This window comes from Nocardia sp. CWNU-33, assembly GCF_046764895.1.
Taxonomy (GTDB): Bacteria; Actinomycetota; Actinomycetes; order Mycobacteriales; family Mycobacteriaceae; genus Nocardia.
The window spans coordinates 1-12,634 of sequence record NZ_JBKOQN010000038.1 but is presented as its reverse complement, the minus strand read 5'-3'; the positions used below and the strand labels follow the sequence as shown (position 1 = coordinate 12,634).

The 12,634-nt window shown below is 67.0% G+C and carries 10 protein-coding genes and 1 pseudogene; 3 read left to right on the top strand and 8 right to left on the bottom strand.

The features are described 5' to 3' along the window. Positions 1-40 precede the first annotated feature (40 nt). On the bottom strand, positions 41-829 hold the full coding sequence (locus ACLMAL_RS33305) for a hypothetical protein (protein ID WP_412002699.1): 789 nt from the start codon (positions 827-829) through the stop codon (positions 41-43). A gap of 290 nt (positions 830-1,119) precedes the next feature. On the opposite strand from ACLMAL_RS33305, the gene ACLMAL_RS33300 reads away from it, so the two are divergent. After that, positions 1,120-2,241 carry a protein kinase domain-containing protein gene (locus tag ACLMAL_RS33300; RefSeq protein ID WP_412002698.1) on the top strand — a complete coding sequence of 374 codons (1,122 nt, stop codon included), beginning with the start codon at positions 1,120-1,122 and terminating at the stop codon, positions 2,239-2,241. 6 nt (positions 2,242-2,247) lie between these two features. Here ACLMAL_RS33300 and ACLMAL_RS33295 read toward each other — a convergent pair whose 3' ends face one another. The 3 genes from ACLMAL_RS33295 to ACLMAL_RS33285 all read right to left on the bottom strand — a co-directional run bounded on the left by ACLMAL_RS33295 (position 2,248) and on the right by ACLMAL_RS33285 (position 5,424). Continuing rightward, positions 2,248-2,883: a response regulator transcription factor gene (locus ACLMAL_RS33295; protein ID WP_328412751.1), complete on the bottom strand. Its 636-nt coding sequence runs from the start codon at positions 2,881-2,883 to the stop codon at positions 2,248-2,250. A 157-nt stretch (positions 2,884-3,040) separates the two neighbouring features. Next, positions 3,041-4,345, bottom strand: coding sequence for a PspC domain-containing protein (locus tag ACLMAL_RS33290; RefSeq protein ID WP_412002741.1), 1,305 nt, complete (start codon positions 4,343-4,345; stop codon positions 3,041-3,043). Between the two features lie 278 nt (positions 4,346-4,623). Then, on the bottom strand, positions 4,624-5,424 hold the full coding sequence (locus tag ACLMAL_RS33285) for a HEAT repeat domain-containing protein (RefSeq protein WP_412002697.1): 801 nt from the start codon (positions 5,422-5,424) through the stop codon (positions 4,624-4,626). A 48-nt stretch (positions 5,425-5,472) separates the two neighbouring features. Here ACLMAL_RS33285 and ACLMAL_RS33280 point away from each other — a divergent pair, with 48 nt between their 5' ends. Next, positions 5,473-6,009, top strand: coding sequence for an AAA family ATPase (locus ACLMAL_RS33280; protein ID WP_412002696.1), 537 nt, complete (start codon positions 5,473-5,475; stop codon positions 6,007-6,009). Positions 6,010-6,159: 150 nt separating this feature from the next. Here the strand turns inward: ACLMAL_RS33280 and ACLMAL_RS33275 are convergent, their stop codons facing one another. Together ACLMAL_RS33275 and ACLMAL_RS33270 are read right to left on the bottom strand one after the other, a co-directional pair. Next, positions 6,160-7,386, bottom strand: a complete 1,227-nt coding sequence (locus tag ACLMAL_RS33275; protein WP_412002695.1) for a cytochrome P450 — start codon at positions 7,384-7,386, stop codon at positions 6,160-6,162. A 41-nt stretch (positions 7,387-7,427) separates the two neighbouring features. Then, on the bottom strand, positions 7,428-7,628 hold the full coding sequence (locus tag ACLMAL_RS33270) for a ferredoxin (RefSeq protein ID WP_412002694.1): 201 nt from the start codon (positions 7,626-7,628) through the stop codon (positions 7,428-7,430). 383 nt (positions 7,629-8,011) lie between these two features. Here ACLMAL_RS33270 and ACLMAL_RS33265 point away from each other — a divergent pair, with 383 nt between their 5' ends. Further along, a complete protein-coding gene (locus ACLMAL_RS33265; RefSeq protein WP_412002693.1) occupies positions 8,012-11,197 on the top strand; it encodes a BTAD domain-containing putative transcriptional regulator in 3,186 nt (1,061 codons plus the stop codon). A gap of 39 nt (positions 11,198-11,236) precedes the next feature. Here ACLMAL_RS33265 and ACLMAL_RS33260 read toward each other — a convergent pair whose 3' ends face one another. Together ACLMAL_RS33260 and ACLMAL_RS33255 are read right to left on the bottom strand one after the other, a co-directional pair. Beyond that, positions 11,237-12,355 (bottom strand): serine hydrolase domain-containing protein, encoded by a 1,119-nt coding sequence (locus tag ACLMAL_RS33260; protein WP_412002692.1) that lies wholly within the window; start codon positions 12,353-12,355, stop codon positions 11,237-11,239. Positions 12,356-12,431: 76 nt separating this feature from the next. Continuing rightward, a pseudogene (locus tag ACLMAL_RS33255) lies at positions 12,432-12,634 on the bottom strand (hypothetical protein); the annotation flags it as partial.

Here is a 12,634-nt window from a genome sequence, read left to right as displayed (position 1 = left end):
GGATCTACCGCCCCGAATGACACACCCCCGAAGTACGCGCTCACGATGCCGCACCGCGCATGTCCGGCGTTTCCACTGTCGCGTCGAGGGTTTCGAGCGACACCCATTCCACTCGGCCCGCGCGCGGGCGCAGCGCTATCCGACCGCGGCGAGGCGGTCCCGCCTTGCTACGGACATCGACTTCCAGGCATACCGAGCGGAGCCTGCCACGGCCCGCGCCGAGGCCCGCGTATCCGGCGACCCTGGTGTCCAGACGAAGCGACGGATTGGCCCAGCCACCATTGGTGACCACCAAAGTGGCTCCCTTATTGCGAGTGCGGGCGGCGATCACGCGAGCCCGAACAGGCGGGACGGCGACGCCGCCGAGGCCGAGCACCACCAGATCGAGGCCGTCGAGCAACACTGCGGCCACCTCCACCGGATCGGGGCCGGGATCGGCGACGACCGCCAACCGCTGGAGCTGAGCGCCCATCTCGACCGCGGCGAGCAGACCGAGCCGTGGCACCCCGACCACCGCGGCGTGCCCACCGCCCTCGGTCACCGCGGCCAGCAAGCCCGCCAGCAATGAACTCGTCCCGTTGTAGGCCACGACCGAGCCCTTGGCCAGGCCGCCATCGGGCAATAACTCGGCAAGAGCGGGCGGAACCGCAAGCGATTCACGGCGCAGTTCGGAGCCGAGCGGGATCCGCTCGGCCGCCGCCGCACCACGACCGGGTATCGCCGCCATTCGCCTGCGCAGCTCATCCAGCGTCGGCGCATCGCCACGCGCCACGCCCGGTGGCGTCCGATCCCGCCCGACTCCCGTTCGGGATTCCGCATCCGCACCCATCTCTACCACCTACTTCCCACGATGGACCCGACGGCGAAGCATGCGGGGCAGCCCCATTCCCGTCAGCGGAAGCAAAGGCCAGCACCGATCCAGCTATCGATAGATATCGAATATACGTTCGATACTTTCTTAGTAGAAACCCACCCCCGGGATCCGTCAAGAGCACGCCGCGAGTACTGTCACGCGCACTGCGAGCCCGGTATGGACGAGCGCTGAAATCACCGTCCGTGGCTGGTGGACTCTCGACTCGAATCAGGCCAGCTACCACCGAATTCGGATACCCTGCACCCATGATCGATCGCCCCCGCCCCATTGTCGGCCCGGATTATCTGGTCGCCGGCCGTTACCGCCTGCAGTCGAAGCTGGGTGGTGGCGGCATGGGCGCAGTGTGGCTCGCGCACGACAGGCTGCTGAACCGAGAGGTCGCCATCAAGCAGGTGCTCTCTACCGCCGGCCTCGGCGAAGCGGAGGCGAACGCGATCCGCAGCCAGATCATGCACGAGGGACGGGTGGCGGCGAAGCTCTCACACGAGCACGCCATCGCCGTCTACGACGTAGTACTGGAGGCGGGCGAGCCATGGCTGGTGATGGAGCACCTGCCATCGCGCAATGTCGCGAAGGCATTGTCGCTGGTCGACACGCTGCCGCCGATCGAGGTGGCGCAGATCGGCGCCCAGGTCGCCGATGCATTGGCCGCCGCGCATGCCGCGGGCATCGTGCACCGCGATATCAAGCCGGGCAATATCCTCGTCGCCGACCGCGGTCCGGTCGTCGGCATGGCCAAGCTCAGCGACTTCGGCATCTCGCGCGGCGCGGGCGAAGGCTCCGACGACCCGGACGGCGTGATCACCGGCACCCCCGCCTACCTACCCCCCGAGGTGGCGCGCGGCGCACAGCCGACCGAGGCGAGCGATGTCTTCTCCCTCGGCGCCACCCTCTACACCGCGATCGAGGGGCAGCCGCCGTTCGGTCTCGACGACGATACCGATGTCCTCGTCACGCGCGCGGCGATGGCGCAGATCATTCCGCCGACCCGCAGCGGCATGCTCACCAACGCCCTGCTGCACATGATGGAACCCGCACCGCAGCGGCGGCCGACAATGGCCCAGGCAAGGGACGAAATCCTCACCGCCGCTTTCGGTCCCGGGACCGGGCCCTATATTCTCGGCGCTCCGGTGCGCACCGAGGACGGCACGATTCCGGCGTGGGCGGCGCGGAATTCCGCATCAGGACTGCGCAGTCCGCACTCGACGCCGCTGCCGCGGCCGCATCGCACCCAAGCAGTGGGGGTGAGCGCACCGGCGCCCCAGCGCGCCAAGCCGCCGCAGCCGAGCATGGCACCGCTGGCGATCGCCGTCGGCCTGCTGATCGGCTTGATCATGATCATCGCCGTTCTCATCGCGGTGATGTGAGCGCGTTCAGTCGATACGACGGCGGTGCGCCCAGCGGGTCAGCGCATTGCGATTGGACTGCTGGGTTTTGCGGAGCACGTTGGAGGCGTGCGTCTCCACAGTTTTCACCGAAATGAACAGGGTTTCCGCGATCTCGCGGTAGGTGTAGCCACGCGCGAGCAGGCGCAGCACCTCCAGTTCGCGCGGCGTCAGCGAATCCAGTTCCGGATCCAGCGGCGGCTCCGGCACCGGCGACTTGCCGGTGAACGAGTCCAGGACGAACCCGGCCAACCGCGGACTGAACACCGCATCGCCACCGGCAACCCGGCGGATGCCGTCGGCGAGTTCGGATCCCGAGATCGTCTTGGTCACATAGCCACGCGCGCCCGCCCTGATCACCGCGATCACATCCTCGGCGGCGTCGGACACGCTCAGCGCCAAACACACCGGCCCATCCTCGATCCCGGAAAGCACCGCGACCCCGCCGCCCTCGGGCATGTGCACATCGAGCAGCACGACATCGGGCTTGGCGGTATTGATCCCGGCAACCGCCTCGGCCACCCCACCGGCCTCCCCGACGACCTCCATATCGGGCTCGCGGCTCAGCTCCGCCCGGACACCCGAACGAAATACGGCGTGATCATCGACGAGAAAGACCCGCACGGCCACCTACTTCTCCTCTACCTGTCGGTGGATCGCCCACCCTGACTGCCGGCCACCCTCGGGCTGCCCGCACTCAATCGGTACCACAAGACTCACCCGGACCCCCCGGCTTCCTGATCCATCCGCGACAACCGACACACCAACCGCGCGGACTGCGTCACTTTCCGGGATGCACCGGCTGCCGAACCCGGTCTACCATTTCGGCAGCGGTCGGCGCGGACGCGTCATCCTGATCGTCGTGACCACCGGAATCATTGCGCGGCATGATGATCCGCACCTCGGTGCCCCGGCCGGGGTTCGACAGAATCTCCACTTGCCCGCCGCGTCGTTCGATCCGGCCGCGGATGGATTTCGCCAGACCCTGCCGATCCTGCGGGGTGGCCGCGATATCGAACCCGGCGCCGCGGTCGCGCACGAAGACACTCACCTGGTGTGGCTCGGTCTCCGCGAACAGGTCGATATCCGGGACTCCGGCATGCTTGGCCGCGTTCACCAGGGCCTCCCGGCTCGCGCCGAGCAGGGCGGTGAAGTGCTCCTTGGGTAGGCCCGCGCCGGTGTCGCCGGGATCCATCGAGACATCCCCGACGGTCACCGGGGTGACCTTCACCCCGTGCTGGTCCTCTACTTCACCCGCGATCGTGCGCAAGGCCGCGGCCAAACTCGACTGCGCGGGGCCGGCATCCTCGAAAAGCCACTTCCGCAGTTCGCGTTCCTGGCCGCGGGCCAGCCGGGCCACCTCCTGGGGGTCGTCGGCCTGCCGCTGGATGAGGGCCAGGGTCTGCAACACCGAATCGTGCAGGTGCGATGCGATCTCCTCGCGTTCCTCATTGCGGATACGGGCCGCGCGTTCGGCATTCAGCGCCCGCATCATGCGCAGCCACAGCGGCACCGTCAGCAGACCGGCCCCCACCAAGGTGACCGCCACCGCGATCAGCGCGGACCCGAGGGAACTCAGATCGATCCTGGCCAGCACCACCACACCGAGTCCGAGCACGATCAGCGTGACCCCCGCGACGATGCGCGACCAGGTCACCACCGACGGACGCGCGGGCAGTCCGAGCAGCGACCGCGGACCATCGGTGTCGTATTCGCGCCACACCAGCGCCGCACCGACCGCAACCACCACGATCGGCATGATCACCTTTGCCGCGGTCCCGCTGAGCAGCCACGACACCGCGACCGCCAGCCCGATCCCGAGCAGCGCGAGCCCGATCCCCTGCCGGCGCTCCGCACCGGAAGGCCGAGCCGCATCCGCACCGCCCGGGGTGAAGATCCACAACAACCCATAGCCGACGATGCCCGCCCCGGCCAACGCAGACAGCAGCACAAATGCCATCCGCACCTTGAAAACGTCGATCCCGAAGTGATCGGCGATACCGCCCGCTACCCCGCCGACAATCCGCCCACCCGAGCGCCGCACCAGCCGCGGATACGGCGACCGCCCGGGATCGAACACCGGCATCGACCCCGATCCGCCGGGCACGCCGAATCCCCGACCAGGGTCGAACCCCCGGGCAGCATCGAACCCACGGGCAGCATCGAACGCGGGCACAGACGGGTACATGCTTTCGATACTGGCACGCCCCACCGACACCCGACCATCAGGAAACACCCTGATCTTCGCTGGTTATGACTACAGGGCCGTTGCCGCATACCGGTCATATTCGTCACCAGCGGTGAGATCGACATGGTCGAGATGTGACAAGTGAGGTGGAAATCGACAGCGAGCTGCCCGCTGGGTCACGCTGTCGGCAGCTGGTCGCGGATATGCCTGGCCTGCCGCGAGTACAACGGCCAGCGCATCGCGACCAGATCGAGGATGGTCGTGATGAGCGTGGAGTCCTCCGACAACGTCGGTGGTACCGGGGGCCGCAACAGATCCTCTAAATCGTTGAGGAAGCGGGCCGATTCGTCCTCTTCCATTCGAGCTGCGTCGCGAGTGATCCCCTCTAACTGCGATCGATCGCCCGACCGATAGGCGGCGATTCGCAATTGCGGTCCGATCTCCTCGTCCAAACCGAATTCCTCAGCAAGAGCGGATATTTCAGCACGCCCCAGGTCACCGGCACGGCCCAGTGAACCAATCGCGTACCGCCGCACCGGACCGAGTTCTTCAACGTCGCGCACGCGCCCGACCAGTGCGGCGGTCGCACGTCCCGGATAGCCCCCCAACGCCTCGGAGATCGAAGCGCGAACAAGCCACGACATCTCGGTGCGCAGCAGGTCCACGAGCACGTCGACCGCGAGATCGTACCGAACGATGCCGAGCGCCTCGGCCGCTTCGTTGCGAACCATCTCGTCCGAATCCGACAGCATCCGCACCAGCACCGGACCGACAACCGGAACCTGCGCCACACCCAGGTATCCGATTGCCCGCACCGCTTCACTACGAACGGCGACATCACGCGAACCGACAAGCGGCAGAATGTCGGCAACAGCCGCACCATCACCGAGCTTGATCAATTCGATCAACGCACCGACCTGCCGATCAGGATCACCTGACATCAGCGCCGAATCGAGCGGGGAACTTCCGCCGTCCACCTGTCCTCACATTCTTCGATCACGACCTGCCCTCGTCATGATGTCCCGGTGGACAAACTTCTGGTGCTGGTCAACGGATTGCCGGGCTCGGGCAAATCGACGCTGGGCCGGTCATTGGCCGCAACGCTGGGGGCTCAATTCCTGTCCAAGGACGTCGTGAAGGAGGCACTGGCCGGCTGTGTCGACGATACGGTCGTCATCCCCGCAATCGGCGGGATCGCCATGGACGCGGTGTGGGCGCTCGCGCGGGCAACACCGACGACCGTTGTCATCGACTCGTGGTGGTTCAAACCACGCGACTTGCCATTCGCCGAGGCAGGCATCGAACAGACGCGGGCCGACCGCGCTGTCGAAGTGTGGTGCAACGTCCCAGCCGAGGTAGCAAGGGCCCGCTATGCGAGCAGATGCCGTCCAGCCCTGTATCAGGACCAGCAGCGCCTGGCCGACGACTGGCAGGTGTGGGCCGAGCAAGCCGAGCCACTCGGCATCACACCCACCGTCGTAGTCGACACGACCCAACCAATCGACTGCACCGCTCTTGCCCAGCGAATCGAGCTCGCAGCAAGTCCACGCCGGACGAGCTGAACGCAACCGGAGACCGATTTTCTCGACCGATCCGCAAGACAAAAGGCTGTCGGCACCGCGATGTATCGTCCTACCCGAACAGGGCGCGGCGTTGCCTGAACCGCTGTTCGATTGGCCTGCCCACCCAGGTGACGCGCTCGCCCGACGGTTCTACCGGGCCGTTTCCGTCCAGGTGACCGGCAGTTCGTGGACGCCGTAGATATTCATATCGGTCTTGAGTTTGACCTCGTCGGCGGGAATGGCGAGCTCGAGGGTCGGGAAGCGACGCAGCAGTCCGTCGAAACCGGCGCGCATCTCGATGCGGGCCAGCTGCTGGCCGAGGCATTGATGGACACCGTGGCCGAAGGACAGGTGACCGCGGGCCTTGCGGTGAATATCCAGGGTGTCGGGGTTGTCGAAGCGCTGGGGGTCGTGGTTGGCGGCCAGTAATGAGACAACGACAGTCGATCCTTTGCCGATTGTTTCACCGCCGAGTTCGATGTCCTCCGTGGCGTAGCGATAGAAGATATCGGCAACGGACAGGTAGCGCATGAGTTCCTCGACAGCATCAGGGACCAGCTCCGGATCAGCGCGCAGTTCGGCCAGCTGCTCGGGGTACTCGAGGAGCGCGAAGGTGCCCAGTGCCAGCATGTTGGCGGTGGTCTCATGGCCCGCGAGCAGCAGCAGGAAGGCGATGCCGGTCAGCTCCTCGATGCTGAGGTCGTCATGGCGGGCCAGGTCGGACAGTATGTCTTCGCCAGGGGCGGCGCGCTTGTGCGTGACCAGTTCGGCCAGGTACGTGGTCATTGCGCCGAATGCGGCCATCTTCTCCTCGAGCGACTGGTCCTTGACCAAGAACTTGGCGGAGTTGACCTGGAAGTTCTCCCGGTCTGCGTAGGGGACACCGAGCAGTTCGCAGATCACCAGCGAAGGCACCGGCAGCGCGAACTCCTTGACCAGGTCGACCGGCGGGGTAAGGCGTGCCATCTCGTCCAGTTGCCGCTCGGCGATGTCGATGATCTGCTCTTCGAGCATTTTCATGCGTCTTACGGTGAAGGCCCCGGTGAGCTTGCGTCGCAACCGGGTGTGGTCCGGCGGGTCCATGGCGATGAACAAGCCCGGCAGCTGCGGGGACGGCTCGGTGGCGACGGGCATACCGGGGGTCTCGTACGGCACGTGGACAACGCCGATGTCCCGGCGGGAGCTGAACCGGGTGTCGGCCATGAGCCGGCGGACCGCGTCGTAGCCAGTGACGAGCCAGCCTTCGTGACCGTCGGGGAAGACCATGGGACTGACAGGGCGAGCCTCGCGCAGCCGGGTGATCTCGCGGGGCGGGTCGAAGGGGCCCGCATTGCGCTCCAAGGGGAGGCCGTTGGGGATGGGAACCGTTTGACTCATCGGGTTTCCTTTCGTGGTGGTTGCTGTGTTGGAGACATGGTCTAGTTGTCGGAGACGATGGTGATCGCGCCGGACGGGCACACCTGGGCGGCCTCTCGGACGGCCGGCTCCTGCTCAGGCGCGGGTGTGGGGTCCAGCGGCACCACCCGGCCGTCCTCCGTGTCCTGGTCGAATACTCCGGGGGCGGTCAGTGCGCACATGCCGGCGCCGATGCAGCGCTCCCGGTCCACCTCGAGTTCCATCAGTTACCCCTCCTCCCAGGTGACCGGGAGGGAGCGCACGCCGTAAATGCCATCGAGGATCGTCTTGTCCCGGTACGCCTTCCGCAGGCCAGAAGCTGCAATTGCTGAACTATTCATATGAACACTGTCGCCAGCCCGGCTGATAAGGACCTGATACCGACCTGACACGGTGTTCGACCTGGTCACATCGGGCATCGAATTGCTTGCCCGGCAACATGTTCCGACTGGTGCCCCGGATGCGCTACTGCCGACTATCCGGCAGTGGAAGCAGCGGACGAATCGCTGGCAGCGACGCGTCTACTCTTCCGGGGCTGTGCTGGTCGTTGTTCGGAGCGGTTGTCATCCGAGGGGCGGCCCGCTGACTGCCAGTCGTCCACGGCAGAATGGTCCGGGTGCAGATCGGGATGCTTGGACCGCTCGAGATCCGAGTAGATGACGGCGGATTGATAGAGGTACCAGGTGCTCGATTACGGGCGCTGTTGATCGCCCTTGCGCTCGAACCCGGTCGCGTGGTCCCGAAAGCGACGCTGGTCGACTGGATTTGGGGTGAGGAGCCGCCCTCCGACGCGGCGAACGCCTTGCAGGCACTGGTCTCCCGACTGCGGAGGGTGCTGCCGGACGGGTTGCTCGACAAGCAGGCGGGCGGATACCGGCTGACGGTGAAACCCCACGCTGTCGACGCCGTGCGGTTCGAACAGCTTCTCGACCAGGCCCGCGGCGGTGACGACGCGCAACGGGCCGAGCCGCTGCGCGAAGCCCTCGACCTGTGGCGCGGTTCGCTGATGCAGGACGTCGATGTGCGGGACAACGCGGCTGTCGACGCGGTGGTTGCCCGGTTCGAGGGGCTGCGCCTCGCCGCTCTGGAGGATCGATACGAAACGGAGATCCGCCTCGGCCGGGGTACCGAGTTGATCACCGAGCTTACCGAGCTGGTGGCCCGGCATCCGGTACGGGAACGGCTCGTCACCGCGCTGATGCGTGCGCTCGGCGCCGCGGGTCGTGGCGCCGAGGCACTGATCGTGTACCAAAGTGCACGGGAGGCACTCGCCGACACGCTGGGCGTAGATCCCTCACCGGAGCTGTCCGCGCTGCACGTTGCGCTGTTGCGCGGCGAAGTGGGAGTGCGGGAGGAAGACCGCAGGACGAACCTGCGGGCCGAGTTGACCAGTTTCGTCGGCAAATACGCCGACGTCGCCGTCGTGCGCGAACTCATCGCCGACCATCGGCTCACCACGTTGACCGGGCCCGGTGGCTCAGGGAAAACCCGGCTGGCCCTGGAAACCGCGCGGACCCTGCTCGACGACCTGCCGGACGGGGCCTGGGTGGTGGAACTGGCGTCCGTCGGCGCGAGTGGTGACGTGGCACAATCGGCGCTCGCCGCGCTCGGGCTCCGGGATGCGCTGCTCGGCGGCGCACCGAATGCGGAACCGATGGACCGGCTCATCGCGGCGATCCGCGAGCGCGAAACGCTGTTGATCCTGGACAACTGTGAGCACGTGATCGAGTCCGCGGCGGCGTTCGCCCACCGGGTGCTCGGGGAGTGCCGGCGGCTGCGGATCCTTGCCACGAGCAGGGAACCGCTCGGCATCACGGGTGAGGCATTATGGCAGGTCGAGCCGCTGGCGTTGCCGACCGAGAACGCGGACCCCAGCGAGATCGAGTCCTCCCCGGCCATTCAGCTGTTGTGGGACCGGGCCAGTGCGGTGCACAAGGATCTCACGGCCGATGCCCGCACACTGTCGACCATGGCGCGCGTCTGCCGGGCGCTCGACGGGATACCGCTGGCGATCGAACTGGCCGCGGCCAGACTGCGCACCATGTCCCTCGATCAGCTCGCCAACCGTCTCGATGATCGGTTCCGCCTGCTGACCGGCGGCAGCCGTACCGCGCTGCCGCAGCACCGGACGTTGCGAGCGGTGGTCGACTGGAGCTGGGAGCTGCTCACCGACGCCGAACGGATGGTCCTGCGCAGGCTCGCGGTGTTCGCCGGCGGCGCGAGCCTGGAGGCGGCCGAGCAGGTCTGCACGGGCACAGGCGGCGGACCCGAAGGGCAGGGGGGCGGGAAGAACGCGGCGGTAGAGCAGTGGGAGGTCCTCGAGCTGCTGACCGCGCTGACCGAGAAATCGCTGCTGCACACTGCGGGGGAAAGCGGGCCGCGCTATCGGATGCTCGACACGATCAAGCAGTACGCCCGGGACCGGCTCGTGGAGGCGGGGGAATCGGATTCGGCACGCCATGCGCATCTTTCGTACTTCACCGGACTCGCCGACACCGCGGAGCCGCATCTGCGCCGCGCCGAGCAGTTGGAGTGGCTCGCCACGCTCGAGGTCGAGCACGACAACATCGCGGTTGCGATGCGCGGCGCGCTCGCGGCCGGCGACGCGACCGGGGCGCTGCGGCTCGCGGCGGCCGCCGGCTGGTACTGGTGGCTCGGCGGGCACAAGGCCGAGGGCCTGGAACTGATCACCGCGGCCGCCGACGCGCCCGGCGAGGTGGACGACGGGACCCGCGCGACGGTGTACGGGCTGGTCGTGCATTTCGTGAGCTCCGGACGGAATGACGAGTACCAGGTGGAGGAATGGATCCACAAGGCGTACCAGTTCAGCCGGGGCAGTCGGGCCGGCCATCCGACATTGGCGTTCGTCGTCGCGCTGGAACGCATGTTGCAAGGGCCGGACGAGTATCTGCCCGCGTTCGAATCGCTGCTCACCGACGATGACCCCTGGGTGCGTGCACTGGCCCGGCTGCAGCTGGGCAAGTTGCGGATTGTGCTCGGCCACGACGGGCGGGATGCGGACGCGTATCTCGAGCTGGCGCTCGCCGAGTTCCGGGCCCTCGGCGAGCGCTGGGGGATGTCGTTCGCGCTGACCGAGCTGGCGAATCGAATCGCCATGCGCGGCGAGTTCGCCGGTGCGTGCGAGCACCTCGACCAGGCGATCGCGGTGGTCACCGAGGTCGGCGCGATCGAGGATGTGGTCCGGATGCGATCGCGGCAGGCTCAGCTGTACTGGCTACTGGGTGATGCGGAGGCGAGCGCGGCCGCTATGGCCGAGGCGCAGCGCTGCGCGGATCAGGTCGCCTGGCCGAACGCACTGGCCGAACTGGCCCTGGCGAAGGCGGAGCTGGCCCGCTGGAGCGGTGATACCGAGCAGGCGTACCAGCAGATCGACGTCGCGACGACCATGGTGGGCAGCGACGCGGAGCAGGTGAACATGAGTGCGGTGATACATGACCTGCTCGGCTATCTGGCAAGCGGTCTCGACGAAGCCCGGGAACAACATGCCGCGGCCTTCCAGGCAGCAACCACGGCGGGGCACGCGCCTCTTGTCGCTCAGATACTCGTCGGGATCGCTGACCTGGCGCTACGTGACGACCAAAACGAGCAGGCTGTGCGGCTGCTCGCGGCGAGTGCCGGAGTACGCGGACTGCCCGATCGTTCCCAACCGGATGTGGCCCGGATCGAGCAGACAGCACGACGTCGCCTCGGTGAAGCGCGCTTCACCGAGGCGACGAGGGAGGGTGCACAAGCGAGCTGGCGTGAACTGGTCGCGTCTACGCTCGCTCGTTGAACGTGGCACATGCGGTGTCCAACCCGTCGGCTGTGCCGGCTAGGCCGCGTCAGCAGACCCGGCCTGCCCGCCGCCGAACACCTCCTCGACGAGTCGCTGCGTCGCCTTCTGGAACGCCGCTGCCAAGGACATTGCGGCGTCGTCCACATAGTTCAGCGAGGCGGTCAGGGTCTTGGCGCCGTCGGGCGTGCTGTACATCAGCGCCGCGTGGCCCGCGATGCCGCCGTTGTGGGAGATGACGGTGCCGCCGTTCGGGCCCGCGTCCTGCACGAACACCCCCAGGCCGTAACCGACCTTGGATTCCGGCGTGCACATCTCGGCCAGCAGCGGGGCCGGCAGCAGCTCGCCGCCCATCAGCGCGGAGATGAACGTGTGGAGGTCGCGGGTAGTCGAGATCATGTCACCGCCGCTGGAGATCCAGGAAGGGTTCTGACGGGTGACGTCGACCGTCTTCTCCTCGCCGGCGTCCTCGTACCGGTAGTAGGCGTGCGCGTGCGGCTCGGGGAGCTCCGGCTGGATGGCCGGTGCCACGGTGTCCGACAGTCCGAGCGGCTCCAGAATCAGCCGCTGCATCTCCTCGGCCAACAAGCGGCCGGTGACCTTCTCGATCAGCAGTCTGGCCAGCACGTAGTTGGTGTTGGAATAGCTCCAGTCCGTCCCCGGCTCGAACCGTGCCGGCTTGGACAACGCCAGCCGCACCAACTCCTCGGGCCGGTAGGTCTTGAACCGGTTGTCCACCCACTCCTTGCCCGACCAGGCGATCCCAGGCGCAGTCGTCCCGTCGGGGTAGTACTCGCCGGTGAAGTTGAACACCCCGCTGGTGTGCTGCAGCAGCATCCGCACCGTGATCCGCTGGTCCAGCCCGAACTCGGGCAGGTAGTCCGCTGCCGGGTCGTCCAGCCCGATCTTGCCCTCGGCCACCAGTTGCAGCACCAGGGTCGCAGTAAAGGTCTTGGTGTTGCTGCCGATCCGGATGTGCCCGTCGATCGGCGGCTTCTCGGTCTCACCGAGCTCGCTCACTCCGGCGCTGCCGACCCACTCGCCTTGCTCATCGTGCACGCGCAGTGACACCCCGGCGAAACCGGAATCGACGATCTGCTGGATAGCCTTCTGCAGTTCCGGGCGATCCTGTGCGGCGGTTGGGGATTGGATTTTCATGGTTGCGTTTCTCTCTGATGTCACGCTCGGGCGAACAGCTCGCCGGGCACCTCGGGATCGATGGAAGCTGAGTGCGCTAAACGGCGGTGGCGTGCCGGATGATGATGTTGCCGAACGAGTTACGTGCATCCACCCGCACAATGTCCGCGGTATCCCGCGGCCGGTCGACCGGTCCCATCACGTTCTGCACGCTGCCGTGCAGAGTGTTGGTTTCCAGCCGCACCGCACTGCCCGGGCGGATACCCACCTCCAGCTCGCCCATGGAAGTTTCCAGCCGCA